Annotated in this window: 23 protein-coding genes and 2 pseudogenes; 1 reads left to right on the top strand and 24 read right to left on the bottom strand. The window is 36.3% G+C overall.

Annotation, left to right across the window (positions count from 1 at the left end; all coding sequences use genetic code 11):
* The first annotated feature begins 178 nt into the window (after nt 1–178).
* Entirely contained in the window at nt 179–1,045 is an 867-nt protein-coding gene (locus tag AC0N0V_RS07375) for a transposase (protein WP_474463146.1), read from the top strand.
* A 261-nt stretch (nt 1,046–1,306) separates the two neighbouring features.
* On the opposite strand, the gene AC0N0V_RS07370 is transcribed toward AC0N0V_RS07375, so the two are convergent.
* The 24 genes and pseudogenes from AC0N0V_RS07370 to mef(A) all read right to left on the bottom strand — a co-directional run bounded on the left by AC0N0V_RS07370 (nt 1,307) and on the right by mef(A) (nt 26,228).
* On the bottom strand, nt 1,307–2,284 hold the full coding sequence (locus AC0N0V_RS07370; RefSeq protein WP_474463143.1) for an oxidoreductase: 978 nt from the start codon (nt 2,282–2,284) through the stop codon (nt 1,307–1,309).
* A gap of 156 nt (nt 2,285–2,440) precedes the next feature.
* Complete coding sequence (locus tag AC0N0V_RS07365) at nt 2,441–3,196, bottom strand: SDR family NAD(P)-dependent oxidoreductase (protein WP_474464476.1); 756 nt, start codon at nt 3,194–3,196, stop codon at nt 2,441–2,443.
* Between the two features lie 130 nt (nt 3,197–3,326).
* Nucleotides 3,327–3,908, bottom strand: a complete 582-nt coding sequence (locus tag AC0N0V_RS07360) for a Crp/Fnr family transcriptional regulator (RefSeq protein WP_474463141.1) — start codon at nt 3,906–3,908, stop codon at nt 3,327–3,329.
* A gap of 603 nt (nt 3,909–4,511) precedes the next feature.
* Nucleotides 4,512–5,387, bottom strand: a complete 876-nt coding sequence (locus AC0N0V_RS07355) for an AraC family transcriptional regulator (protein ID WP_474463139.1) — start codon at nt 5,385–5,387, stop codon at nt 4,512–4,514.
* Between the two features lie 238 nt (nt 5,388–5,625).
* On the bottom strand, nt 5,626–6,552 hold the full coding sequence (locus AC0N0V_RS07350; RefSeq protein ID WP_474463137.1) for an aminoglycoside phosphotransferase family protein: 927 nt from the start codon (nt 6,550–6,552) through the stop codon (nt 5,626–5,628).
* A 103-nt stretch (nt 6,553–6,655) separates the two neighbouring features.
* Complete coding sequence (locus tag AC0N0V_RS07345) at nt 6,656–7,402, bottom strand: hypothetical protein (RefSeq protein ID WP_474463135.1); 747 nt, start codon at nt 7,400–7,402, stop codon at nt 6,656–6,658.
* A 98-nt stretch (nt 7,403–7,500) separates the two neighbouring features.
* On the bottom strand, nt 7,501–8,331 hold the full coding sequence (locus AC0N0V_RS07340; protein ID WP_474463132.1) for a TrmH family RNA methyltransferase: 831 nt from the start codon (nt 8,329–8,331) through the stop codon (nt 7,501–7,503).
* The gene (locus tag AC0N0V_RS07335) at nt 8,291–8,713 is read right to left on the bottom strand and encodes a helix-turn-helix transcriptional regulator (protein ID WP_474463130.1); all 423 of its coding nucleotides are present in this window, start codon (nt 8,711–8,713) and stop codon (nt 8,291–8,293) included. Before AC0N0V_RS07335 ends, AC0N0V_RS07340 begins: the two co-directional genes overlap by 41 nt.
* A 493-nt stretch (nt 8,714–9,206) precedes the next feature.
* On the bottom strand, nt 9,207–9,851 hold the full coding sequence (locus AC0N0V_RS07330) for a Vat family streptogramin A O-acetyltransferase (RefSeq protein ID WP_474463127.1): 645 nt from the start codon (nt 9,849–9,851) through the stop codon (nt 9,207–9,209).
* The gene (locus AC0N0V_RS07325; RefSeq protein ID WP_474463124.1) at nt 9,848–10,687 is read right to left on the bottom strand and encodes a nucleotidyltransferase domain-containing protein; all 840 of its coding nucleotides are present in this window, start codon (nt 10,685–10,687) and stop codon (nt 9,848–9,850) included. Before AC0N0V_RS07325 ends, AC0N0V_RS07330 begins: the two co-directional genes overlap by 4 nt.
* Before the next feature lie 231 nt (nt 10,688–10,918).
* Nucleotides 10,919–11,641 carry an ATP-binding cassette domain-containing protein gene (locus tag AC0N0V_RS07320; RefSeq protein WP_474463121.1) on the bottom strand — a complete coding sequence of 241 codons (723 nt, stop codon included), beginning with the start codon at nt 11,639–11,641 and terminating at the stop codon, nt 10,919–10,921.
* 117 nt (nt 11,642–11,758) lie between these two features.
* The gene (locus AC0N0V_RS07315) at nt 11,759–12,382 is read right to left on the bottom strand and encodes an ATP-binding cassette domain-containing protein (RefSeq protein WP_474463118.1); all 624 of its coding nucleotides are present in this window, start codon (nt 12,380–12,382) and stop codon (nt 11,759–11,761) included.
* A gap of 249 nt (nt 12,383–12,631) precedes the next feature.
* A complete protein-coding gene (locus AC0N0V_RS07310) occupies nt 12,632–13,426 on the bottom strand; it encodes a methyltransferase domain-containing protein (RefSeq protein ID WP_474463115.1) in 795 nt (264 codons plus the stop codon).
* A 723-nt stretch (nt 13,427–14,149) separates the two neighbouring features.
* On the bottom strand, nt 14,150–14,764 hold the full coding sequence (locus AC0N0V_RS07305) for a TetR/AcrR family transcriptional regulator (protein ID WP_474463112.1): 615 nt from the start codon (nt 14,762–14,764) through the stop codon (nt 14,150–14,152).
* Nucleotides 14,765–15,075: 311 nt separating this feature from the next.
* A pseudogene (locus AC0N0V_RS07300) lies at nt 15,076–15,394 on the bottom strand (cupin domain-containing protein).
* Complete coding sequence (locus tag AC0N0V_RS07295; RefSeq protein WP_474463110.1) at nt 15,391–16,128, bottom strand: hypothetical protein; 738 nt, start codon at nt 16,126–16,128, stop codon at nt 15,391–15,393. Before AC0N0V_RS07295 ends, AC0N0V_RS07300 begins: the two are co-directional and overlap by 4 nt.
* A 54-nt stretch (nt 16,129–16,182) precedes the next feature.
* On the bottom strand, nt 16,183–18,810 hold the full coding sequence (gene ppsA / locus AC0N0V_RS07290; RefSeq protein ID WP_474463108.1) for a phosphoenolpyruvate synthase: 2,628 nt from the start codon (nt 18,808–18,810) through the stop codon (nt 16,183–16,185).
* Nucleotides 18,811–18,866: 56 nt separating this feature from the next.
* Nucleotides 18,867–19,463: a TetR/AcrR family transcriptional regulator gene (locus AC0N0V_RS07285; RefSeq protein ID WP_474463105.1), complete on the bottom strand. Its 597-nt coding sequence runs from the start codon at nt 19,461–19,463 to the stop codon at nt 18,867–18,869.
* A 458-nt stretch (nt 19,464–19,921) separates the two neighbouring features.
* On the bottom strand, nt 19,922–20,233 hold the full coding sequence (locus AC0N0V_RS07280; RefSeq protein WP_474463102.1) for a hypothetical protein: 312 nt from the start codon (nt 20,231–20,233) through the stop codon (nt 19,922–19,924).
* A 1,453-nt stretch (nt 20,234–21,686) separates the two neighbouring features.
* Nucleotides 21,687–22,157 carry a recombinase zinc ribbon domain-containing protein gene (locus AC0N0V_RS07275; RefSeq protein ID WP_474464475.1) on the bottom strand — a complete coding sequence of 157 codons (471 nt, stop codon included), beginning with the start codon at nt 22,155–22,157 and terminating at the stop codon, nt 21,687–21,689.
* Between the two features lie 42 nt (nt 22,158–22,199).
* Nucleotides 22,200–22,460 (bottom strand): annotated as a pseudogene (locus AC0N0V_RS07270) (recombinase family protein); the annotation flags it as partial.
* A gap of 12 nt (nt 22,461–22,472) precedes the next feature.
* Nucleotides 22,473–22,724, bottom strand: coding sequence for a hypothetical protein (locus AC0N0V_RS07265; protein WP_474463100.1), 252 nt, complete (start codon nt 22,722–22,724; stop codon nt 22,473–22,475).
* A gap of 692 nt (nt 22,725–23,416) precedes the next feature.
* Complete coding sequence (locus AC0N0V_RS07260) at nt 23,417–24,880, bottom strand: Msr family ABC-F type ribosomal protection protein (RefSeq protein WP_474463097.1); 1,464 nt, start codon at nt 24,878–24,880, stop codon at nt 23,417–23,419.
* 127 nt (nt 24,881–25,007) lie between these two features.
* Nucleotides 25,008–26,228 (bottom strand): macrolide efflux MFS transporter Mef(A), encoded by a 1,221-nt coding sequence (gene mef(A) / locus AC0N0V_RS07255; protein ID WP_474463094.1) that lies wholly within the window; start codon nt 26,226–26,228, stop codon nt 25,008–25,010.
* Nucleotides 26,229–26,236: the final 8 nt, after the last annotated feature.

Below are 26,236 nucleotides of genomic sequence, written 5' to 3'. Positions count from 1 at the left end.
TGTAACATTCTTTAGTCTAGCCATAGCTGTGATTTCTGAAATACTCTAAAAGGTAATTCCCCATAATTTTTGCATAAAGCTTGGCTTATATGGCAAAGAACCTATAGCCGTTGACGGAACAAAAATTGAAGCATCAGCATCTAAGAGGAAACATTATAGTAAAAATAAAATTTCGAAAATGAGAGAATTGGCTCAAAATAAAATAAATGAGTATATGCATGACCTTGAAAAGAATGATTTAACAGAGAATGAAGAGGAAACCAAGCTTGAAAAAGAAAAAATTGAACATGCAATAAAAATACTTAAAAACAAGATAACCGAATATACTGATATTGAAAAATATTTAGAGAATGAGGAAATTAATGAAATTAATCCAACAGATTTAGATGCTAAAACAGTTAAATTTGGCTCTCATCAAGGAACTGATGTTGGTTATAATATTCAAACAGCTGTGGATTCTAAAAACAAGTTAATAGCTACTTTTGAAGTAACTAACAACTCAGCTGACCAAGGACAATTATATAATACGAGTTTAAAATCCAAAGAAAAATTCAATGTAGAAAACATTGAGGTTTTAGCAGATAAAGGATACTTCGAAACATCTGATTTGAAAAACTGCGAAGAAAATCAGATTATTTGTTATGTTTCTAAGCCTAGATATTCTAACAGTATAGGTGATTTTAGGTATTTTTCTGATAAATTCAAATATAATCCACAAGAAAACACATATATTTGTCCGGAAGGACAGATCTTGCTGTATATAACTAAAAAGTTTGATATTCCACAAAGAAAATATTGTAATTTTGAGGCTTGCACAAATTGTCTAAGTAAAGACAAATGTACTACATCCAGCAAAGGCAGAACAATAACTAGAAAAGTAAATGAAGACATTACGGATATAGTAAATATGAGAGTTAAAGAAAATCCTAAAAAATATATCCAAAGACAAGAAATAATCGAGTATGTATTTGGTACACTAAAAAGAAACATGAATTTTTACTACTTACTTTTGAGAGGCTTCAAAAAAGTAAAGGGGAGAAATTAGTATTGACTTTTTTACCTACAACTTAAAAAGAATTATAAATATCCTAGGAGTTGAAAATCTCCTAGGATATTTAGTTAATAACAACATTATAAAAGCAGCTTAAATTAGGAGTTATTTTAGCCTTTAATTAAGACGAATACTGAAAGATGGTTTTGAATATATCTAATACATTTAATAAGCATGATTAAAACCTAATTTTTGCACAGTCTGCCGGGGGTCGCAGGATTGATTGTTATAACAATTTGGCAACACTGCACTTTTTTAGAATACAAATTTCACACCAGTAAACGTTTCGCTTATTTCCCAAAGCTTCTCAGCAGACTTTGGATCAATAGCCCATGGCCACACACCTGTCTCACTATTACTATCAGTCGATTCGGCAGTAGATGTATCGCAATCCTCGCAATAGACACCTCCCATTCCATTAAGTTGGCTGCTTGTAGCACACCAAACGCTGGTTGCCGCTCCTTGCTCTACATTCTTAAACTGTGAATTGTTCCCGTTGCTGCCAGCACGACTTTGTACTTTAAGTTCTGTCAAATCTCTTCCTAGATCAGTTAATGGCACTAACCCTGGATGAACAGAAAAAATCCGCACATTGTAATTTTTCCCTCGTTTGTCTAATTCCAGTGCAAATAGGACATTGGCTGTCTTTGATTGTGCATATGCTTTCCATTTATCGTAATCCTTATGTTCAAAGTTTGGATCTTCAAAATCAATGCCTCCCAAACGATGACCTCGGGAAGAAACCACCACAACCCGTGCTCCTTTTGCTTGTTTTAGCGCAGGCCACAACCTTGCTGTCAGCTGAAAATGTCCAAGATGATTCGTAGAAAACTGGGATTCATAGCCTCTTGCATCACGTCTTAGCGGCGGTGCCATTATACCTGCACTGTTAATAAGTATATGCAGTAATCTTTTGGAAGCGAGAAAACGCTGTGCAAAAGCATCTATTGAATCTGGATCCATTAGATTAAGCTCATCTAATTCAACATTTGGAATACCTACAACCGCAGCTCGGGCTTTTTCTGGTGTTCTTACAGGCACAATAACGGTTGCACCTGCTTCAGCCAATGCGCGTGTCGTCTCAAGGCCAATCCCTGAATAACCTCCCGTCACAATAGCAACCTTTCCTGTTAAGTCATAAATGCCCAATACTCCCTTTGCAGTTGTCTTAGAATTGAACCCTGAATTAATTGGGGCTTGAATTGTATTTTGTAAAATTTCATCATTATTCATCATTTATTCCTCCATTTTCTAATAGCAGTTTTCAATATTGAACTCTTTTATCTAAACAAACAAATTATCAATAGATTTACCCATTTGTTTAAGAATAATCGAAACATTGCCTGGTCTACCACCCAATTATTAGAATTGTGTTTGAACTAATCTGCCCTATATAATAAATTTTATGTCACACATTTTTTCGCTAAGTTCCCATAAACGAGTGGCCTGTTCCATATCAATTGCCCAAGGACGCACCCCATATGGAGAATCACTATGAGCAGCAACAACCGGAGCTATATTACAATCTTCACAATAAACACCACCAATATTTTCTAAATCACTGCTAACAGCACACCATACAGAAGTCGAGGCTCCTTGCTCAACTGTTTTAAAGGCATCTGAAACCTTAGGGTGCTTAATGCCAACAACGCTTTCAGCAAAAAGGTCTGATGAAGGAATTGGCCCTGGATGAGCAGCATAAGCTCTTATATTATACTTTTTCGCAACTTCGTCTAGTTTAATCATGAACAAAATATTAGCTGTTTTAGACTGTGCATAAGCTCTCATGCCATTGTACTCCGTTTTTTCAAAATTTATATCTTCAAATATAATTCCACCAAATTTGTGTCCACGGGATGCAACTTCAATGACACGGGCTCCATTCGCCATCTTTAGTGCTGGAAATAGTCTGGCAGTTAGTTGAAAATGTCCTAGATGATTTGTTGCAAATTGATACTCATATCCTCTTTTATCTCTAGTAAGAGGCGGAGCAATAATACCTGCATGATTTATTAAAAAATGGATCGGTCTATTGCTTTTTAGAAACCTGTTTGCAAAGGTATCAATAGAGCTAGGCACTAATAAATCAAGATACTCAATTTCTACATTAGATATCTTTCTTAAATTCTTCTTTGCCCTTTTTATATCTCTTGCTAAGACAACAACTGTTGCACCAGCACTAGTTAACGCCTTTGTGGTTTCGTAAAATGTCCAAACTTTGACTTGATTGGTTCTTGTTTTGTTTTATCCCCCATCACAATCTCTCCTTGACTTTTTAGTTTTCTTCCCTTATAACCCTGCGAATACGACTTAAGGATACGGGCGTTATACCCAGATAGGAAGCGATATGCGCCTGACTGACTCTTTTTTCGATTGCCGGGTATGCTCTTTTCAATTCCAGATACCTCTCCGTAGCTGATTTCGTTACAAGGCTTGTTTCACGGAGTATTTTTCGCTTCAAAGCTTCTTCAAGCATACGGATATATGCCATCGTCAACCCTTGATTATTTTTGAGTTCTTCCAATAAAACAGCTCTGTTGATTTCCACTGCAGTACATTCTTCTATGGCCTCAAAATTACACACATACGGTTTATCTGTCGTAAGAAAGTCAGAGCCATAGGTAGTACCTTCAAAAACAAATATGTGTGTAACATCATTTCCATCTAAATCAAGGTAATAACCTCGTATGATGCCAGTGAGCAGTAGAAAGCCTTTATGATTTGCTGGAATTAAATCACCTTTTTTATAATGAATCAGTTGATTGAAATTGATAAGCTTATTTAAGGTTTCCTCGTTAATATATCTTTTATATTGTTCCAGCATCTGAGCAATCTTTATTGTATATTTATCATTCATTTTACCGCTCCTTTCTGTTGTATAGCATAATCGTAACTTGTAGTATAAAATAGCGCATTAACATATGATAATTTTAAATGAATTTTATAGTGTTTTTTGAACTAAATAAAATAGCAACGAAAATAGTTCTCGATACCTTACTAATTTTCCAACTTATAATATAGCATTTCTAAAGAGCTTTCTGCTTAACCAGAAACGCATATAGAACCTTCAAAATAACACGAATGTCGGATATTTTAATAACATCACAGTCTTTCTCAGAAAGGGATTATGATGGGTTAAAAGAAAATAATCAAGTACAAAAAACTCAACACAAATATACCTAGTTCTGCATAAAAGTTAGCCCCCCTAATGTAAAATCACCCAAACTAATCAGTTTGAGGGAACATAAAACACACTTCAATATTTACTTGAAATCCTTCAAGGCCTCTGATATCAGCCTATTTCCTCTGTATCAATACCACGCACTCCACGTGTGTTTTGATAGGAAGATGATACTAATATGCATTAATATTGATTTTGCGTAAAGATGTACCCCCTAAGGCCCCCTTGAAATTTAGTAGGACTTTCATAGTGAAGTCTAAAGTAAGTTTCATTACACTGCTATTTCCTTTTAGTAACCGGTATCCATATTTCACTCTTGAATTTTAGTGAAGTTACATCTTTATTCTCATTCCACAAAATTTCTGGTCCTTCTGCTATTTCATAATTTGAAGATGGAAACCATTCAGAATAAATACGTCCCCAGACATTTTGAAGTGTCTCAGGAAATGGCCCTGCAGCTTCAAACACAGCCCATGTTGAAGCTGCAACTTTAAGTTCTACCAAATCACTTGGGCATTGATTATTTGTCGCTACACCAATATAATGATCCAGCTTTCCCTTTTCCTCCATTCTACCTTCCGAAAAATTTGTAGATACACTAAGCAATCCGATAGGCTCTACATTTGATAACTCCTTAAGTTTACTGATTTTTCCACCATCTAATTTTTCCCACATTTCAGAAATCTTTGGATTTTCTCCATTGAAAATAATAGGCACCCTTTCCTTAATACCAACTATGTTAAATGCTTCTTTTTCTTCGATTCGATAGTTCATTTCATTCCCTCCTTTTACTGATACCTGAAAGGTCATTCTTGGATATGCTTTTAAAGATTGACCATCGTTTCTGGCTTCAGAAGGAGTGATTCCATGCAAGCTTTGAAAAGCCCTTGTAAAAGAGTCAGCTGAGCTATATCCATATTTTATAGCAATATCAATAACTCTTATATTACTACTATTAAGCTCAAAAGCCGCAAGTGTAAGTCGTCTACGTCGAATGTATTCTGATAGCGTAATCCCTGCAAGGAAAGAGAACATTCTTTGAAAATGATATTTTGAGCACAAAGCTATTCTTTCAACTTCTTTTAAATCAATATCATTTGTAAGATTTTTTTCAATATAACTTAATGCTTCATTCATTTTTTTAAGTGAATCCATTAATTTGACCTCCCCTCGTTATTAGAATAACAGAAACTATCCATCAGGCATTTCTTGCCCAATTGTGTAGAATCTATTATTTTGAGTTCACATTGCATTTAGAGCATAACTGCCTACTAAAAGAATAAATTTTAGGTTATCTTTTGATATTTGTTCACATCGATCACTTCATATTCTTCTTCTTGTAATTATACTTTCTAATACACTATTCATAATGTTCTCCTCATTTAAGCTTAACTTACAATCCTTTTATCAAATTCACTACTCTTTCTCTGATAAAGTCATAACTAGGCTTTATCCCTTGCTTAGCGTAAAATCGCAGACCGTCTATTGCTTTAAACAGCATATGAGAACGCAGTCTTTCATTAAAGTTTACTATATCACTTCCATTCTCCAGCCATAAATTTCTTACCTTTTGAGGGAATTCCAAGTGGGGTGCCCACAGATGTAATATTGCTAAATCAAACATAAAATCACCGTACATTGAAAGTTCCCAATCAACAATACCAGTAACTCGTTTTCCATCTGACAACATGTTCCCTAGATGAAAATCACCGTGAACAAGGTGTGGTATATTTGGCGAATACTTTATAAGTTCCATCATTGCTAAATACCCTTCCTCAAACAGGGACTTTTCCAGGAAACTTTCTTTATAAAGTTTTGTCCAATCCTTATAAAATCCTTCCTGATCTTCTTTAAAAAATCCAGCTATAACTTCTCCCCAGGATCTAGAATAAGCAGTACCCTCTGGAGATATTAATCCAAATCCCTTTGAAGGATCAAGTATAATCTGGCTCATATTTGTAAAATGCTTTGCTAAATTATCCAAAATGATTTTCTGCTCCGAAACTGAATAGGAACTTACAGGTCTCCCTTCCGCCTTATTGCTTATATTAAAAAATACTTCGTTACTTTCCCCAGACATAACTACAGGTGGAATTGGCAATTTATCACCATAAAACTTATACATATACTCAGCCTTATCCAAACTTTCTCTGCTTTTTCTAAAGTGTACAACATAGGGCTTATCCTTTACCCTAAAACTAAACACTTTACTTAACTCACCCATTTCAATAGGTGAGAGGTCTGTAACAGGTTCTCCAAACTCTCCCTTTAAAATTTCTTCTGCTTGATCAGTATTTATATTGACCTTAAATGATTTCAAAAAATCAACTCCATTCTTTAACTTTAAATTAGTACTAAGACACCATACTGCTTTATTTTAAAATTTTACCTTCATGTATACTGTACCCTGCATTTTTCCACTATTACTCAGTATTAATAGGTTTAAGAATAGTTATTTGACGTTTTCCGATTACAAATCGCTCAACTTGCTTAAAATTCTTATGTTTTATTTTGCTTTTACTCTTTGAAATTATTGAAATTACCGAATCACTTGACATAACTTGAAGAACGTTATCGAGGAGCTTTTCCACAGCTCCTTTTTCATCCTCCATAGAATTCCAGTTTACAATTTCCCCATAGGGTAAATCTGTAATAATCATATTAACATCACGGGTAGCATTTATAAGGTTATTGTTTTGTGTAATGTCAGAAATGAAACATTTAACTTCTATAGATTTATCCCTCCTTTCAAGCATATTTCTTAAATTCAATGAACTTTCCAGAGCTTGGGAGTGAGACTCCTTACCATATTCCGCAATCATTTTTTGAATTTTTCTTATACGCTCAGCCATACCTTCTTTTGTTAATAGAACCAAATTTTTTTGAGCTAATGGGATTACGGTTTCATCAACATCGGACGCATAAATTTTTGATATCTCCTCTCCATGGAGAAAACTAATCGACGCTAGAAGATATGCTCCTCCGCAGCAGGGATCGTATAATACATAAGGCTTATCACATCCTTGTTTCATCAGAATAGATTTACATAGCTGATAAATTTCACTTGCTAATCTTACTGGAAATGAAGTTGTTCCTTTCTGATTGTAAAATACTCTGCCACTTGAGAAATCCTCATAATTCCTATTTTCTACAGCAAATCTATAATTCATAATACTTTCTCCTTTGATTACTGTCTCTATAACATTCGATATTCTAGAAACATTAGTTCTTTTCCCAAATAATGCAATATAAGAATACAGCATATATTCTATACTATATTTTTACGTTGTCTTGTAATTTCATACAGCATTATTGATCCAGCACATGCTACATTAAATGATGTAATATCCCCGCCCATGGGTATTTTTATAAGCATGTCACAAATCGCTTTATAGTTATCACTCAACCCATAAGTTTCATTACCAATAAGTAACGCCATGGGGTTTGTTAAGTTAGAGTCCATAACAAGTTTATCCGCTTTAGAGGTTGAACCAATAACTTTAAAGTTTTTAATGCTGCTTTTTATGCCGTTAAACCATGTTATAACGTCATTATGTGACTGTAACCTTACAGAAGGAACAGAAAAGAAGGTCCCCATACTTGCCCTTATGGTTTTAGTGTCATATAAGTCCACAGCATGACCTGTTACAATTAAACCGTCAACCTTCAATGCCTCACAGGAACGCATAAGGGTGCCTAAATTGCCATAACTTGAAGGTCTATCAAATACAACAACTAACATATCATCTTTTATCTTAATTCTTGACAAATTATTTTTCCTCATGCTAACAACTGCTAATATTTCTGAGTATTCCTCTTCTTTATCACTTAATTTTTCCATTAACTTAAGAGATAATTCCAAATGTAATTCTGCCTTCGAATTAGATAGTACATTTAACGCCCATTGTGAGAGCGGTTTCTCCTTTGAATATATATAAGTTTTAATATTCCAATTATATTGGATCGCATAGTTTATTGATTTAACACCTTCAATAAAAAACTCATTGTATTTGTTTCTCTTCTCTCTATTTCTCTTGAGAGCTTCTATATGTTGAAAGTCATTGTTTTCTGTAAATATCTTCTTTATCTTCGGCTTCATGATTGTCCTCCTTACTCACTAACAGCTGAAAAGTCATTCTTGTGTATGCTTTTAACCATCTCCCATATATTCTGGCCTCTGACGGCGTTACACCATGAAAAGCTTGAAAGGCTCTTGTAAAAGAATCTGGTGAATGGTATCCATATTTCAGGGCAATATCTGAAATGCTCATGTTGCGATTATCAAGCTCAAATGCTGCAAGGGTAAGTCGCCTGCGGCGGATGTACTCTGAAAGTGTGCTTCCCACAAGAATAGAAAATATTCTTCTAAAATAACTCTCAGAGCAAGAAGCCAGCATAGCTACTTCTTTAAAATCGATATTATTTGCAAGATTTTTTTCAATATAGTCCAAAGGGCCATTCAATTTTTCAAGTAAATCCATTTATTTGACCTCCATTTCACTAATAGGATAGCACAAATAAAATGATCGCTCCCGACAATTCTTGCAAGATTTTGCAGGATATCGTTTCTCTGTATGTTGGCTTAAACCTGAAGCCCTAATTCAGAAAGTTTTGGAGTTCTTCGATAAGGTTAATCTTCCTATTAACTCACAGATTTATTGCTTATTCATGTCAGCCGACAAAAAAATACAGTGGAACAATCTATCTTAACTTGATTGATTTAAGCCACTTAACCCAATACATATATATCATATTCTTAATTCGCCTAGTAAGCTCTCCTGGGGTATTTGGAGGCTCAAGGTAGTCACATTTATCCCCAAAGATAAGCAAAAGGTTATAACCAAGCTCACCATGAGGGTAGAGTTTTCCTCTACAAGCATTAACAAATACGCAAAACCTTAAACTTTAACGCAAATATCCTTAGTTCTGCGTAAAAGTTAGACCCCCTAAAATTAAGGGGGTCTTGGAATTCTGCTAGTTTATATATTCCTTCATTAATTGATCTAACCCAGCTTCCGATGTTAGATTTTCAAGATTATTAAATATCTTCTCTTCGTCCCAGTTCCACCATTGAAGCTTTAGCAAGAATTCAACCTTTTCATCACAAAATCTTTTCTTAATAAGCTTCGCAGGATTCCCACCCACAATAGCATATGGCTCAACATTTTTTATAACAGTTGAATTAGCAGCAATAATAGCGCCGTCACCAATTTTAACGCCCGGCATAATGGTTACATTTTGACCAATCCAAACATCGTTGCCAATTACTGTGTCACCCTTATAAGGAAGTTGTTCTATTGTAGGAGTCACCTTCTCCCATCCACAGCCAAAGATATTAAAGGGATAGGTTGTAATTCCATCCATTCTATGATTTGCACCATTCATAATAAACTTAACACCCTCTGCAATTGCACAGAACTTGCCTATTATCAGTTTATCTCCTAGAAATTCGTAGTGGTGCTCTATATTATCATAAAATTTCTCTGGAGACTTTTTATTATCGCTATAATAAGTGTATTCCCCAATCTCAACATTAGATCTTTTAGGCAAGTTACTTATATAGCAAACCGTCTTTATATTTTCATTTGGATATAGCTTTTTCTTATCTGGTCTCGTCATTGAATATTAGCTCCTTTCAGGTGTTCAACCTCGTTTACTAGTCTTTGAAGAATCTCTATTCCTTTTCTTGTACATTCTACATCAGTTGATATTAAGGAAATAACCTTATCGACCCTTCCCTTGTAATCGCTTGGCTTGATCTTAAAATCTTCAATCATCTTAACAGCCTTTTTCTCATTTATACAGTACTCTCTGTTTACTGCAAATAAGACTTGATTAATGGAAGATATGCTTCGAAAGCAATGCCCGCAAACATAGGATACATCGTCTTTATCTATATTTTTCTCAGCAAACATTAAAGAGAAACCTGCCTCAAACATAAAAAATTCGGCTAACCCTTTCTGCAAAGCGGTTGGATAACGTTCTGCTTGCTTTTTTAATTCATAAAAGTTTTCATCATTAGTGTATTGTACCCTGCTGATTGCCAATTCTCCACGATACATGGCGCTAATATATCCATGGGGATGCCCTGTCTGATAATTGGCAGTAACAATTCCTTGCTCCGTATCTTTAATTATTTTTTCCACCCGTTTTTTATCACGTAAAATTAAGTCAACATGATACCCATTTATGACTAACCATCCACCGCCATTAACCCAATCACCCCACGCTCCGGGAGGTACAACAAGGTTGCTTCTATGCCCATCATCCAACTCTGTAGCAAGTTGATTGATAGTAGTCAGGTCAAATGATTCTGAATTGTAATAGATTCCGATATCTATATCAGAATCCTCTGTATTGGTGCCTCTTGCCCGTGACCCCCCTAATACAATACCTTCTATACAATGCAAAGAGGATAACTTCTCTATTACTAATTGAATAATATTATCTGCCATACGAACACACTCCTTTTTTCAATATCAAAAGCTACATCTTATGTCGAGTTATACATTTTTGCAATATATTACTTATGTTTCACATTATCCCTATGGAAACGAGCCTTTAAAGTTTATCTTGAAGGACCTCATTTTTCACATTAGGAGTCTAACCTACTTAGTAAGTTAGACAAAACTCATAATCTCTTTCACAGTCCTACCTTTGGTTTATCAACACGAAGTATACAATAATTATTGGACTAAGTTCAATCCCTTATCTTTGATTTCATAAATTATATCAGCCACATTATCAAGAAGTCGTTTGTCGTGGGTGATAAACATAATGGTTCCTGCATACCCTTTCATCAGCATTTCCAAAGCCTCTAAGCTTGGCAGGTCAAGGAAGTTGCTCGGTTCGTCCATTAACAAGATATTATACCTGCCCATTAGCATTTTAGAGAGCAACAGCTTAATAATTTCCCCGCCGCTTAAAACAGATAACCTTTTGCGAATATCATTTTGCACAAAACCCATGGAGGCCAGCACTGAACGTATTTCTGATACATTATAATAGCAATTCTCCTGCATAAATTCCATAACCTCTTGATTACAGTTGTATTTGCAACCATTTTGGGCAAAGTAACCTATTTCAGCCTTAGGTGAAATAGAAACACCCTTTTCATGGTTTGATATCATTTGGATTAAAGTTGTTTTTCCTGAACCATTACCACCAGTCAGTGCCACCTTTGCTCCAAGTGGAATGTTAAAAGATGCCTTTTCAAATAACACCTTATCTCCGAAACTTTTATTAATTTCTGTTCCACAAATCGGAAATGGATTATGAAGCTCCAATGCTTTACTCTGGTGAAAACGAATAGTCCGAATGTTTTCAGGAGCTTCCATCTCCCCCAAAGCTGCGATCCTATGTTCCATGGACTTAGCAGCATTGTACAATGTTTTTTGCTTACTTCCCATTGTTTTCTGATGAGCCAGACGCCCACCACTTTCAGAATTGTTTTTCTTAGCAGCACCTTTAGCTTTCTGATCTATTTTTTGTGCTTGTTTTCGCTTTTCCTCAGCAGCCTTTTCTAATCACTCGCGTTCTGCAACGAACTGTTCGTATTTTACAGTCTGACTTTTATATTCTTCCTCTTTCTGACGAAGATAATCAGAATAGTTCCCCCAATACTCAGTGATTTTGCCATCTTTCAGTTCCCATATTTTATCTACCACCTCATCAAGGAAATAGCGGGCATGGCTTATAACTAACAATGCACCAGAAAAATACTTTAACTGTCCAATTAAAAAATCGATTCCTTCACGGTCCAAATGACTGGTAGGTTCATCCGCCAAAATACCATGCACCTGCGCTGAAAGGGCCTGTGCTATTTTAAGTCTTGTTTCTTCACCACCGCTCATGGTCTGTACCTGTAATTGCCCAACACCAAGTTTGCCCATAAGTGCAAAATTTTTGACCTCCTGCAAAGTTGCTTCATCTAACTGAGGGATATAGGCAAATCCTCCAAGACGATTGATTTTACATCCTGGTGGAGTTAACTCTCCCAACAGCACCTTGAGCAAGATGCTTTTCCCTGCACCATTTGCTCCTACCAAACCAATACGGTCATAATCATATAATTCTAATTCATCTATATCTAAAACCTCACGCCCTGTGTATTCCACACGAAGGTTTTTTGCTTTTATTATTAATTCCATTTTCCTTCCTCCTGTCTAAAATCGCACGTTTTCATTTACCTATTCGCAGGGAAAACCCTGCGATTTAAACAGAAAGGATTATATGAATATATAATACATAAATGTTCCTCCTTTTAGTCGGAAGCACTGAGCAATTTAAGACTCTCGCTCCCGCTCGAAAATTGCTCGTTGAAGTCCATTTAGCACTTCAATCTCCTTAAAAAATTTTCATTCAAGTTTTATACAAATCTTCTCTATCTTGTGATCAATTTATTTTTTCTTAGTACCAATTATAAATGTTAAATCTACAGTTATTGAAGATATATTCTTTTGGCATACATCATTTAATCTTTCAGTACTTTTTCCCCAAGTTAATGGTGCCATTCTAATGAAGTGTGGTAAAAGCTCTTTACTAACATCAAATTTATATTTGATATTTTGAATGTCCTCTACATCTATCTTTTCTTTAAAATAGTTAATCACTTTACTATTGGAATAATCAGAGACATTCTTATCAATATAAATAGTTTCACGTAATTCTTTAAGGTAATTTGAACCTGGAACTACTTTTATAACAATTCCTTCATCATTTAATATTCTATCAAATTCACTGTAATTAGCAGGAGATAGTATATTTAAAGCAACATCAAAGCTTTTATTTTGAAAAGGTAGTCTTGCTACGTCAGCTACACACCAAATAATATCAGCATTGTTTCTTGCTACGATGTTAATACTATCTTTTGAAATATCAACGCCTACATAAGTATTGTTCTGATTTTCTTTAAGCTTTTGAAAGATACTATAAATATGAGATCCTTCACCGCATCCTGCATCTAAAACATTCATTTTTTTATGATTCATAGATTTTTTGTATTCATCAATTATTTTCGCAAGTTCATCAATCAAAGGGTCATAGAAGCCAGCTTCACAAACTCTATGTCTTGCTTCAAATAATTCCTTTGAATATATAGTATCATTGCTTGATGTTAATAAATTCAGATAGCCTTTTTTAGATAAGCCAAAATTATACTTAGAATTACAAGTTAAACTTCCAAAAGTATTCATAGACATTGTCCCACTGCATACAGGACATTTGAAAAAACTTTTATTTTTTATATTAATTCTCTAATTCTATCTTTTTTCTTAATATCATTTATACACATATTCTCAAATTCACCTCATTTATTAATTTGATGTGAATTCTTGAGAATGACCATTCAACGTAAAAAAGGGCTGCAAATAAACATAATTCACCTGCAACCCTAATATCTCTATAAAAAATATAGAACATCAAAAACTACACTAAGGCAGTCACACTTAATGTCTATAATATGATACGATAAAAGTATATGAATGTTCATTATAAGAATCCGAAAATAAGGTACAACCAACAAACCTAAAGCTATAGGTTTTTACCTTATATTTTATTTAGTTATTTGTATTAAACTAAATAACGGAGTCTCATTTTAACAATAAACATTCTTGTACCCCTCTTCTAAATATTTGTTTCAGTATAACATTTATAATAATGATTTTCAACATACTCGTTTTTCTCATGTAGGTATTTTTAACTCTCAATTTTGTAAGATGGCTAGTAGCTTCATCAATTTCTTTTACAATGTCAGTCTGTTCGATAACGCTGCGGATATTACCGCTGATTTCACTGATCTTAGCTCTGTCGTCCGCCTTCACATGAGATAGCTGATCTATGAGTTCATATATATTCCCATCTCTGATTTAACCATCATTCTTGCAAATCAATTGATTGATACATACCGTAAATATCAATCATACGTATTCTGCTTTATAAAAGTTATTTCTGAGCAGATTCAAACAATCGTCCATTTCTTTAGCTAAGGTATCGTAATCGACCTCCGTTTGATACGACAATGGCGCGACATACCCTTCACCAATCCAGTAAAGAATTTTCATTACACGCTCTGGATCAATGCTATCCTTGAACTTTGACGTATCTATGCCGATAAAGGCAACTTTATTTCTTAAATTATCGCTTTTTGACAAAATTGCCTTGATGTCCTCTTTGACTTCCTCATCTTTTTGAAAGTAGATGCTGGATAAGAAGGACAAGATCGCGGGATGCTTTTCCATGAGCGAAATATCAATACTGCTTAGCATCTTAAACCTCTCAAAGAAGTCGGTCACAGTAGTGTCAAGCTTATCATTGATTTCTGTCTCAAACATAGTGTCGCAATACTCAATCAAATAGAGATACAACGCCTTTTTTGTTCCAAAATAATGAAAAACCATAGCCTTTGAAGTCCCAGCGGCATTTGCTATGTCGCTCACTGAAGCCTTCTTATAGCCGTTAGTGCTAAAGGCCCTGATGGCTGCATCAATAATTTTATTTTGTTTCTCTACAGGTAAACTGAAAAGTTTCTCCAAAATATCTCACCTCACTTAACTTTGACCGATTAGGTTTATAGTATGTTGAAAATTTATTTTGCTATGCATTCTCGAGAACAGATTTTTCATATATGAAGATTTTATTAGGGAATGGCAACCACTAGCAATTACTAAGTTCCCATATTGATTATCAAAAAAATACCAGAAATTACGCGTTTAGAGTTGATTTCTGGTACTTTGCTGGTGTGACGAGGCATTTTGTTAAAATAATAATCACACTAAATTTACTTCTCGCATTCTCCCTGCAACAGGCCTTGTCGAGAAGGCTGCCATACACTATACAATTCTCATTACTTAATAAAGGTCATCAGCATTTTAAATCGTTCTTTTGCTGCCAAGGCATGCGGCACATTTGCCGGCATAACCACAGAATTCCCTTTTTTGACGGTGAGGGTTTTATCACCGATAGTGATCTCTGCAGCCCCGTCCAGGATCTGTAACAGGGCATCCCCAGGAGCGCTGTGAGCGTTACCCGCTTCCCCCTGGGCCCCTTGGTCAATAGCAAACAATATAATGTTGATGTTGGGCAATGGTCAGGCTAACCAACTGCCCGCTTTGATACTCCACCAAACTTTCCAGGTTCACGCTCTCTGCATTGGAAATATTCATGATAAACTGGTTTTTCTCCAAATTAGCTCAATCCTTTCTTGCGTTTTAAAATATTGTGCATCGTATGCCAGTTGGTGTTCTTCAACTTTCTTGTAAACGTCATCCCAAGTTTTACAGGGAATAATGTTAAGATTGTTTTTAGGGTAATCCGTTTGACCATACAGAAGAATGGTCCCCTTATAACTGCTTGGTAAATAGTTGAAAATATCAAGGGTATCGTCAATCGAACCTATTACCTGAGGATAGAGATAAGCTAATGTATCTGCTTTCCATTTCATTCCTACTTCAAGCTTTAAATTGTCGGGCCTGGTTATCACGGGTACATCGGGGAATCCATGCTTCTTCAGCCATCTCCTTGTAGCATTTCTGATTGACGTCTGTCTTAAAGTAAGGTAACCTACTATAGGAATAATCTGATTTATTTTCTCAACTGCTTTGTCGGAACCTTTAATAATCGGATACTCTTCCGTCATTTCTTCCGATTCCAGGGCGAGCAATCCCCACTTTCGAATTTCTTCAACATTCCAAAAGGGAACATTACGAGCCATCATTCGTTCACATAGTTCTTCTACTGATAAACTTTGAGGATTTCCGTAGAGCTTCGCAAGTTCGCCGGCCACGTAATAGACTGTCCACGAAAGTGTCTCATCAAGGTCTATTACTAGTCCTTTCGTTCTGCTATCTTCCAGTTGTTTCTTAAAAGCAACTATTTCAGCGTTCATTTGTTCCATCATTGATTCCATCCTTTCTTTCGAGATTCTCATACCCAAAAATATCATCTCAGCGCCTTACAGGATTTCCACATATCCTTCCGCTCCGTTTACCCGTATCCGCTGTCCGTCTTTAATCAGCTTAGTGGCATTTTCCACACCTACTACTGCAGGCAAACCGTATTCTCTGGCAACTACAGCACCATGGGTCATCATCCCGCCCACTTCCGTCACTAAACCTTTTATGGATACAAACACCGGTGTCCAACTAGGGTCAGTATATGCAGTGACCAAAATATCGCCTTCCTCTATGTTGACATCCTCCATTCTTAAAATGACACGTGCCCGGCCTTCAACGATTCCGGATGAAACAGGTACTCCTGCCATTGCACCTTTCGGAATGTTACCAGTATCATATTCCCCGGATAAAACCTCGCCCTCGGACGTCATTATCCTCGACGGCGTCAACTTCTCATAGACCTCGTATTCCTCTTTTCGCTTTGTTATAATGCTGTAATCCAGCTGATTTCCACGAACAACCTCCAGGAGTTCCTCAAAAGATAGGTAGTAGATATCCTCCTTCTCCCGGATCACCCCCTTTTGCACGAGCCGTGCAGCCTCCCTCAACAGAGCCCTCTTGATAATCCAGTAGTATCTTATCATCAAGTACTTCGGGTATTCCTTGAAACCTATAAAATTACGCAAAACGCTGATCTTCTTCCTTGCCTTATTGACCTTTTGTTTTCCACCGGACAATTGTTCCAGACGATTCAGGAGATTCTGTTCCTTCTGCTTTGCTTCCAACAGACCACGCTCATACAATGCCTTATGAGCATTTGGTTCAAATTTCTTGGTGTTGTTGAGGATCATAGGGATTAGAGTGGTCGGCTTTTCGCTGAAGCGAGGTCTGGTGATATCGATCTCGCCGGAGCAGCGCATGCCATATTTTTTAAGATACACTCGGATAGCTTGACTGACACAATCTCCGCCTTCAAGCTCGGCCAGATCCGCAAAGAATGTCTCATCCTTGGCGTGTTGGAAATACTCCACCACCTTCGGATATTGCCGAACGATATCAGCCACATCTAGCAGATCCAGACCCATTTCAGAGGTAATATCATTATCAACGGATTTGATAAGCAAATCTGCAGTGCTCTTTTCGCCAAGCCACTTTTCTATATTGTTATTAACCCAATTCAGTGCTAATGTACCGGCATAAACCGCTCCCATACATTTGGGGTCATACATGGCTTTTTTTAATTGCTTTTGTGCTTTTATGATATAGGCAAACAATTCTTCTCCGGACAGATTTTCGGTCCTGTGTTCTAGATCTCTGATTGATGACTCATTTTGGGACATTAAAGTTTGAACGACGGATGTGTCGTTGTCACGGGATATTTTGATTGCCTGTATGACCAGTGCCCAGGAAAAATACCCTTTTCCCATGCTGAAGTATCCTTTCCCGCTATGTGCCAATGATTTTATGAATGCTTCCCGTTTCATCAGGCTTTTGAGCGCGTTTAGCACGAGAGGATCTATCTTGCCCATAGAAGCGAGTAAAATTTTACGTCCCATAGTGGAAGACAAATCATGGGCCAGATCAAAGTATAACCTCCCGCCGATCGGAATTAGAGGTGTCTCCTCAAACCCCAGCTGGAAAAAAGATAACCCCAATGGTTTCATGGCAGCGGTCATCATCTGTTGATGGCTAAAAGACATATACACATGGTTTTTCCCATCCTGCACCTCTGGCATAGGATATAAGGTGGTGATGGGGCGGCCCTGAACGATAAAGAATTTATTTTCATACAGGCACCATTCGATATCCTGCGGACGGCCATAATGCACTTCTATTATTCTCCCCATATGCTCAAGTTGTAAAATCTGTTCATCTGTCAGTGTTTGCATATTCTGACGTTCGTCTTCGATCTTCTTCTCCTCTGTTCCTCCTTCTTTTAAGGCATAGATAGCCAGCTTTTTAGTGGATATCTTTTTATCAACGATTCTGCTGTCACGTACTTTATAGTTGTCTGCGTTTACCAGACCGGATACCAGAGCCTCACCGAGCCCAAAGCTTGCATCGATGGATGTTACTTTTCTGTTGCCAGTAATGGGATCAGCAGTGAACATAATCCCCGCCGCCACCGGGAAAACCATCCTCTGAATTACTACTGATAGATTGACCTTGCGGTGATCGAAGCTGTTTTGAATACGGTAAATTACGGCACGGTCGGTAAACAGCGATGCCCAGCACTTGCTGATGTGTTTTAAGATATCTTCCTTTCCGATAATATTTAAATACGTATCCTGCTGGCCTGCAAAGGAGGCTGTGGGCAAATCCTCTGCCGTGGCGCTGGAACGTACGGCGTAGGCATTGTTTTCACCAAGCTGTGCAAGAAGACATGTAATCTCCTTATCAATGCCTTTAGGAATAGCGATTCCTTCGATGACCTTGCGGATTTTAGCGCTGATTTCACCAATACCTTCCCTATTATCCGCTTTGAGTATGGACAACTGATCCAGCAGTGAATTAAGCTCCTTATTATTTCCAATTATTTCTTTATACGCTTCGGTAGTTACACAAAAGCCCTCTGGCACTTGTATCCCATTGATCCTAGACAATTCACCAAGGTTGGCGCCTTTACCTCCAACTATCGCAAGTTTGGTTTTATCGATATCCTGAAAACCAAGTACATATGAATTCATACATATTCTCCTTTCTATTTATTCTGAATGTCAAACCAACCAGGTAATCATATCTATCAATCCTTAGTCGTTGCAACTCCTTCCTTGATAATTTTGATAGCATCATTCAGATTCTTTAATAACCTTTCCCTGTCTGATCCATTCCTGAAATACTCATTTATATTGAATGTAGAAATCATATTGATAACAAGCTCGGAATCAACTTCCGGTTTAATAAGACCGCGCTCTTTATCACGCTCAAGCATTTTTACATATCTGTTAGAGGATGAATTGCGGATTTTCTTAATAAATTCACTGTCATCTATCTCCATCAGCATCGCTGCCTCGACATATCCCGGTTTTACTTTTCCTCGATCAAGGAATTCTCTAGTTTCTTTCATAATCACTTCAAAAACGTCTGCATCCGAATCCATTCCATTTATATTGCTGAGTAGTTCTGTCATTTCTTTTGATATTACTCCTAAAAGATAGAGATAGAGGTCTTCTTTATTATCAAAATATTGATAGAAACTTCCTTTAGGTATATCTGCATTCTTGATGATCTGATTAAGGGATGCCTGGCTGAAAGTCCGGATTGAGAACTCCTTCAAGGCAGCATCGAATATTCGTTCTTTCTTTTCATCGCTTAAATTGTAAAAGGTACCTTTGGGCATAACTTTCGTCCTCCTTTAGCGAATGGATAGTTATATTATTTTAAAGGAATTTACTTTTCACTTACGACCACATGGTCATATGATGATTTTATTATACGACCACATGGTCATACTGTCAATATATAATTATATTGCAAGAACATAAATTATATCTGACACATTTTTGGGTAAATATCGTATGTTGTGGATTCATGTGAACCTACTTCATATTATGGTTTAACTTAACAGTATAAATGTGTATACTAACCCAATTTTTCTATAAAAATATTACCATTGAATCCAATAATAAATCATTGACTTATCATTCACCTATTAAGAAGGAAAAATAACATCAAAAACTTCCTTCCAAATATCACTTTTATATTTTCTCCGTAGGGAGGCTATATATTGACCTCCTTTTATGCCCATCTCATTTCTGATTGCTTCATTCTGTGTTGAGTTACAACTTTATTTCTACTTTATATGGCTCCGCTGCCTTTATAGTAACCATTTTCCTTGTGATATTTATAATTTATTCTTTGTCTATTATTTATAATATAAGTGCTTAAATTAACTATACCGTCAGGCAGTTTTGAAACGATATTTTCTTCTACGTATCTTATAGCTTTTTCAACTTCACAATTACAAACATAGTCAATTAATTTATTTACCCAACCCTTTCGGGCTACTTCATTCTCTGGATAAAGTGCTTTCGCATAATTATGAGCATTTTCATTGAAGTGATAAAAGTCTAGTATCTGCACAACATCAGGAAATAACTCATCACACATATTCCATATCCACTGAGCTCCATCCCCTATAACTACAACCTCTCAGAGTTTTCCATAACCAGCGGTGACAACTACTTCAAATACAAAACTTGGATTCATTTGTGTTTCCAAAATAAGTAATATATTCTTTCTTAGTGATTACCAAGTTATCGCTTTCTGTCTTTATTGTATTAATATCACTAAAAACAAGTCCTAACTTCATTTCTTTCTAGGTGGAGCCATTGTTATCCTTAACACTTGTATTGACCTGTGAACCATCTACCAAAATATAAAGTCTCCCTTTTTTGCGATGTAGTGGTAAGTCTTGTGGTGCTACTCCTTCAGGTTTTTCATATGCATTATTAGCTTCTTCTAAATCTTTTTCAAATACCCTCTTCCCTATTTCTTCTGAAATGATTTGTATTTGTGTCGCACTAATATCTATGCCAAGTGGTTTTTTATCGTTATAGATGCTTCCGTAAAAGACATAAGTTGAGCCATATAGGTTAAAATCTCTGTCATAGATTTTGTTATCCTATGTTCTCCATAGATTTCAATCTGTTTATCGATAACTCCATACCCCTTATGGCAAAGTCTGCAGAATAAAGAATCTCTAACAATAGGAATATATCCAAATTCCGGTAATACTTCTGTTTTAGCATCGTTTTTAGATATAGTAAGTTTCTTTTCACAATCACAGTAAGTCTTTGTTTTCTCAACAACAATATTGCTTATCTATTGTTGCTTTTTTCTGTAGTTAATATTTCTTGAGAGGTTCACCATGAACCATCGGGCAATAAAAAAAGAAGCCATGCTTCTCAAAAAACATAGCCTCTTATCAGATTTACCCTGAGCGGTTATTGTTTAAATAAACTTTAACTTATTTATTTTGGGAGTTCGCTTTAAGTTGTGCTTTTCTCTTTGGTGTTGAAACCTAATCTCTGAGTTACCGTGAATACTGCTGCCTCAGCTTCTATTTCTACAGAGTCAAGATTTAAATTCTGGCGGCTCGGCCACCAACGATCCTGATCTGAGCCCAAATGTCCAACTCCAAACTAAATTTTGTTAAAATACTATTTGAATCATAATAGTAGATTGCTTTTGATTGAATAGATATATAGAATATATGATTTTTTTATAAAATTATTATTAAACTTACTTCAAGATTTTACTAAACCTACTAACACAGCATTGGTTAGAGCGGTTGCTGGTATTTTTATCAAACACGTTATCATATCATTTCTTAAACTTATTCCATCAGAATACCAGTTGTTTTTCTTGTCTTTTATTTCCAAAAATAGAATTGATAAGAGTCTCAATATGAATGAATTAAGAAAACTTGCTGGTATTTAGGTAAGCAGATCGAAATAAAGAAAAGTAACTAAGTTTTAATGCTTTAATCTTAAACTACATGTAATTAAAATAAAAACAGCCCGTAAGAAAAGCAAACTCTGCTAATCCTACGGGTATCCATTTATAAGTCATTTAATTTTACTTTTAATATTAGTCCGGCTAGGAATATAACCTCTACCGCATCGTCAAGATCTATCTTAATATGATTCAAAGTTTTGAGCATTAGCTCATATGGCATCTTGCTAATTATCCCCACGCTCTTTATCAACCTAATTAATTCAGCTAATCTGTACTTTTCAAGTGGAACTTTATCACTTGTACTATGCTGCCATTCCTGATTTTCCACAAGTTCATTCCATGTCTTTATAAATATCTCCTCAGGAACAGCATCTCTTATTCTTATTCCATTACAGCATGAGTTTGCTACAACCGGCCCATACCTCCCTGCTCTATAGCTCTTGCAACACCAATAATATTCACCTTTGTCTTTGGTACGCATTGATACCCTTCTAACCAAGGTATGTCCGCATTGGCTGCAAATTAGCTTCCCTGAAAAAGGTAGCCCCTCACTGTGCTGATGATATTTGTTCATTCTGTGTTCCTTAATAAATCTAGCTTGTCTTTTAAATTCTAGCTGTACACATTCCCAAGTACCTTTATCAATAATCGTTAGATGCGTATCCTCATAATAAAACTTTGGTAAATCCCCATTGTTTTTTGCCCTCCGCTTTGTAAGATAGTCTACATTGTAGGTCTTCTGAAAAAGTGTATCGCCTTTGTATTTTTCATTAGTTAAATTCCGTTTTAGTACGCTACAGTTCCATACCAGATTCCTACATTCAGTAAGCACTCCATCTTCTGTAAGATGCTCTGCTATTGTATAGTATCCATACCCATCAAGAAACTCCTAGTATATTCTTCTAACAGTAATTGCCTGAGCTTCATTGATTATAAGGTTACCTGATTCATCCTTGTCATATCCGAAAAACTTACCACTAGGTATGCTTTGTACACAGCCCTTCTCATATTTCTGTCGTATTCCACACTTCACATTCTCTAATTGGGTTAAGCTCTCATTTTGAGCAACAGCTGAAATTAATGTTAAGAGGGATTCTCCCGCGCTTGTTTTTGTATTAATATTTTCCTTTTTAATATACATGTCCCCCCCTATTTTCACAGACCTCTTTCTCTATACTTTTGCGCAATTTCCAAATAATTACGCAAATATCCAAAGTTCTGCGTAAAAGTACGACCCCCTAAAGCAAAATCTCCCAAACCTAAATAGTCTGAGGGAACATAAAACACACTTCAATATTTACTTAAAAACCCTGAAAGCCTTTGATATCAGCCTATTTCTTCTCTATTCTCACAACTGTCTCAACGTGTGTTTTGATAGAATAATGATACTAACACACATTAATATTGATTTTGCGTGAAGATGTACCACCTTAAAGCATATGGGACTAAGGTTACTTAGATTATAATTTCACGCAAATTATATATATCTTACAGTTCAAACTTTCTCATGATATAGAAAATCTCCTTATCCAATAGGGAGTTTTCCAACACTGTCCTGATAATCCATCCATATTTTAGGAGTGTCGAGAGAGATAGGTCATATCAAATTAATCCAAACTTATGATCCCTATTGTTCTTTTTTTCCACGTTGGGTTGTCCTACGTTTTGCTCCTTTATCAACTTCATTTTGAATATATTCTGTTGCAACATCAGTTTGACAGGTTTTTTTGCCCATGAAAACATCTACCTTTCCTACTTCTTGAGCAACTTTCTTTGCTTCGTCATGAAGCCGCCAGTCAGAACAAAATATACTGACTGACGACTGCCTTAAATTTATCGTATCAAATTTATTTTCCTATCTTTAATTTCATAAGACACATCAGCCACATTATCAATCAGTCGTTTGTCGTGGGTGATAAAAACAATGGTTCCAGCATACCCTTTCATCAACATCTCCAAAGCCTCCAAACTTGGTATATCAAGAAAGTTGCTCGGTTCATCCATAAGTAAGATATTATACCTACCCATAAGCATTTTAGCCAGCAGCAATTTAATAATTTCGCCGCCGCTTAAAACGGATAACCTTTTGCAAATATCATTTTGTATAAAACCCATGGAGGCAATCACTGAACGTATTTCTGACACATTGTAATCGCAATCCTCCTGCATAAATTCCATAACCTCTTGATTACGGTTGTATTTATAACCACTTTGGGCAAAGTAACCTATTTCAGCCTTAGGTGAAATAGAAATACCCTCTTCATGGTTTAATATCATTTGGATTAAAGTTGTTTTTCCTGAGCCATTACCACCAGTCAGTGCCACTTTTGCTCCAAGTGGAATGTTAAAAGATGCCTTTTCAAATAACACCTTATCTCCGAAACTTTTATTAATTTCTGTTCCACAAATCGGAAATGGATTATGAAGCTCCAATGCTTTACTCTGGCGAAAACTAATAGTCCGAATGTTTTCAGGAGCTTCCATCTCCCCCAAAGCTGCAATCCTATGTTCCATAGACTTAGCAGCATTGTACAATGTTTTTTGCTTACTTCCCATTGTTTTCTGATGAGCCAGACGCCCACCACTTTCAGAATTGTTTTTCTTAGCAGCACCTTTAGCTTTCTGATCTATTTTTTGTGCTTGTTTTCGCTTTTCCTCAGCAGCCTTTTCTAATCGCTCACGTTCTGCAACGAACTGTTCGTATTTTACAGTCTGACTTTTATATTCTTCCTCTTTCTGACGAAGATAATCAGAATAGTTCCCCCAATACTCAGTGATTTTGCCATCTTTCAGTTCCCATATTTTATCTACCACCTTATCAAGGAAATAGCGGTCATGGCTGACAACTAGCAATGCACCAGAAAAATACTTTAACTGTCCGATTAAAAAATCAATTCCTTCACGGTCTAAATGGCTGGTAGGTTCATCCGACAAAATACCATGCACCTGCGCTGAAAGGGCCTGTCCTATTTTAAGTCTTGTTTCTTCACCACCGCTCATGGTCTGCACCTGTAATTGCCCAACACCAAGTTTGCCCATAAGTGCGAAATCTTTTTCCTCCTGCAAAGCTACTTCTTCCAACTGAGGGATATAGGCAAATTCTCCAAGACGATTGATTTTACATCCTGGCAGAGTTAATTCTCCCAATAGCGCCTTGAGTAAGGTACTTTTTCCTGCACCATTTGTACCAACTAAACCAATACGGTCATAACCATATAATTCTAATTCATCTATATCTAAAACATCACGCCCTGTGTATTCCACACGAAGGTTTTTTGCTTTTATTATTAATTCCATTTTCCTTCCTCCTATCTAAAATCGCACGTTTTCATTTACCTGTTCGCAGGGAAAACCCTGCGATTTAAACAGAAAGGATTATATGAATATATAATACATAAATGTTCCTCCTTTATATTTTGTTGCCTTACTTCTGATCCAGTTTTCTTACTGCCGGAATTATGGGACAAAGTGCCGCAATGCCAATTATTAAGATACCTGAGATCAGGAACCAACGATTCACACCAATTCTGTCAGCAAATGCTCCTGAAAGGATTAAACCAACAGGCATAGCCAGAGATATGATGCTTCCAGTTATAGAAAACACACGCCCCAAATATTCTGGTCTAATTTTTTCCTGAAAAAGAGCTGTTTGAACGCCACTGTAAAATGGAACTGAAAGCCCCATAATTGCACAGCACACAACAAAAAATATAAATCTATTTGTAGGAAGTAACCCCGAAATGGTCAAACTAATGCCCATCATAAAAATAGATGCTGTTATTAATGTAATTCGCTTTTTAAAGCCGCCAAACAATCCTAATAACAAACCACCTGCAAGCATTCCAGCGGCATAGGCAATCTCTGTAATAGATACATGCATTGGTGTTCCACCAAAGTATTCCATGCTAATTAGGGGGTAAAGAGCATTGATTGGCATATAAACTAGCATGTAGAGTGTTCCTACCAATAACAAGGCAAATAACCCTTTATTTTCTTTCAAGACATGAAATCCTTGTTTCATTTCTTGCATAAAATTTCGCTTTAAGCTCTCTTGCTCTACATTAAGCTTTGGAATGTTCACAAGGGCCACCGCGATACATGCAATGATAGCACCCACCACATCGATGGCTATAATTGCATTTAATTCCCAAATAGAATATAAAAACGCTGCTGCAGCTGGGCTAAGAATATAGCTTATGGACTGCAAAGATTGGCTGTAACCAGCACATTTGGTTAACTGTTCTTCTGGTACTAAAAGAGGAGTTACCGCACTTAGCGCCGGTGAATGAAATGCAGTTCCAATACTACGGATGAACAAGACCCCCATAACCATCCAGACTGGTAGTTCCATATACAGTGCAATAAGAGCCAATGCTGCACCAGCTAAAGCAATAACTAAATCAGCACAAATCATAATCATCTTTCTGTCATAGCGGTCAATCAACACACCAATGGCAGGTCCAAAGACTGCATATGGCAGAAAGCCAACTAATGAAGCTATTGATAACATCATGGCTGATTGAGTTTTTTCCGTGAGATAAAAAATAATCGCCATTTGCAGGATAGCGCTAGTGATAAGTGAAACTGCCTGCCCAGCCCATATAGCAAAAAATTTTTGCTTCCAATTTGAAATTTCTTTTGTCATATCTGTTC

The sequence above is a fragment of the Clostridium sp. CS1-1 genome (genome assembly GCF_056135525.1).
The sequence above is the reverse complement of the archived record's forward strand: the minus strand, read 5'-3'. Positions and strand labels throughout refer to the sequence as shown.